Source organism: Soehngenia saccharolytica DSM 12858, assembly GCF_059568515.1.
In genome coordinates this window covers 1-2,016 of record NZ_JCANTN010000065.1, presented here as the reverse complement: position 1 = coordinate 2,016, position 2,016 = coordinate 1, and the positions used below count along the sequence as shown (strand labels likewise).

The 2,016-nt window shown below is 25.7% G+C and carries 1 protein-coding gene and 1 pseudogene; one reads left to right on the top strand and one right to left on the bottom strand.

What is annotated here, in order from left to right:
• Positions 1-408: 408 nt before the first annotated feature.
• Positions 409-513 (top strand): annotated as a pseudogene (locus tag BO51_RS10050) (type II toxin-antitoxin system RelE family toxin); the annotation flags it as partial.
• Between the two features lie 589 nt (positions 514-1,102).
• On the opposite strand, the gene BO51_RS10045 reads toward BO51_RS10050, so the two are convergent.
• Positions 1,103-1,918 (bottom strand): hypothetical protein, encoded by an 816-nt coding sequence (locus BO51_RS10045; protein ID WP_496486303.1) that lies wholly within the window; start codon positions 1,916-1,918, stop codon positions 1,103-1,105.
• Positions 1,919-2,016: the final 98 nt, after the last annotated feature.

The window sequence follows — 2,016 nt, the reverse complement described above, 5'->3', positions numbered from 1 at the left end:
TAAGCTTTTTAGAAATATTATACAAGAAAAAATGTATAAATTTGTGCATTTTGAGATTCTAATTTTTCTACATTATCAGTTTATCATTTACAAAAGGCTTTGGGAAACTCTCCAAAGTAGATTGCCTGTTGAGTTTAAATTACATAGATTTTTCTAGTATAATCTTCAGGGCGTAAACATTGTGTCTTAGAGATTTTTAAAGGTAAAGCACCTCTTAAAATGAATCAAAAGCCTTATTCCAATAAAACAGTGTAAATGTATTTTTAAATTATATAGTGACATTTTCACTGAATAAAACTTTATACTTTTATATGACATTTTCACTGACTATTGACAGCTGGATTTTTAAACTGATTTGGTTCATATTTATTATAGGGAAAAGCCTTACAAGGGAATTTAAAAGGCAAGTGGAGATACAGAGTTGGAAATTATAGATTGATTGCTAATATCGATAATAAAAATATAATTATATTAGTTTTAGTGATAGGACACAGAAAAGAGATCTATAAATAAAAAGATGATTGATTTATAATTTAAATCGATCATCTTTTTTGTTGTTATCGTAGTTTTACATATTATCTGTATTTTTACTATTATGACAAACCCAAACAGTACAATAAAAAAAAGGACAGAATCAAAAACATATCCTATCCCTTTAAATTCAATCCTTACAGTTACATTACCGAGTTTGTCATAATTGCTCTTGTGTAAAACTAGATTAATTTTTAATAATAGATCTTCCGTATTTTTAAATAATGTTTAATTTAACCAATATGAATGATCCATTTCAATAATCCTCCAAATGTTATTATTATATAATATTGCCATTCAATAAGTATCTTCATCTAAAAGATATAATCTATATCCTGGTAAATCTTTAGTGGATTCACATAAACCATATATGACAATTTTTTTATAAGAACTTGTATCTGGAAGTTCTTCTCCCATTTGTACTTATTCTTGGAACTCATCAAGGGTTATGGTTGTTTTATCACAAGATCAAGATAAGAAGTAATATAAATATCCTAAATAAAATATTAAGACAAACTTAAAGATATTTATTATCATAATTACTTTTAAAAATGAGGATAAATAAGTATATTTACTTTATACCAGAATCTTTAAGCTTTCCATATGTCTGTGTTAATTCCATTTTCATCCATGGATAAATAATGCTACCCGTTGGACCAATTAGTGGATTATGACGTGTTTTAGCTTCTGTATAATGAGTACAAGTCTTTCTATCATATGAATAAGTATCATGTGAAGCATTAATCCCCAAATCTTCCCAATATCCATAAACGTTCATATAATCATCAGAAATCACAGAAGTTATTACACCATTGCTATCATATTTCCATTCTAAATAAGAGCTTAAATCCATTATATTAAGCCCAAAAGCAGCTTCAAACAACAGACTAAATGTAAAATTCTTGAAACCTGCTGACCTTATTACATTATTATCTTTATCAGAAAAAAATGTGTAGTCAAAATTCAGTAATTCGTTTTCTTTGATTTCTTTATATATATTTGGAAATTGATATTTAATCTTGTTTTCCACAACATCATTATTCCAAATTATAAAAGAGCCATTTTTTTGATCTTCAATTGCCTGATATAGATTATCTTCTATCATTCTATATAATTCTTCATTGCTATAAATGTTTTTTAAATTCTCTATTGTTTTTATATTATCTTTGATTAAAATGTCATCTGTTGTTTTTTTATGTCTTTTATCTCCTTCATATACCTCAACTTCAGCAAATACGACTGTTTTTTCCCATTCTTCCACATCAAATGATATGGTTTGTTTTAAATTTGTAGGACTTGCATATGTCAAATTTGATGATAAAATAATACAAAATAACATTATAATACTTAATACTTTTTTTGTATTTTTACTGCTCATGCTTTTCATTTTATCTCTCCTCGTATAATATGTTTAGAATCACTTTTTACTAAGTGTTCTAAGCATGTTTTTATATTTAAAATACAATTTTTAATTGAGATATCCTA

What these genes read in the sequence shown, in the direction of transcription:
- BO51_RS10045 (WP_496486303.1), bottom strand. Translation starts at nt 1,918, where the DNA reads ATGAAAAGCATGAGCAGTAAAAATACAAAAAAAGTATTAAGTATTATA.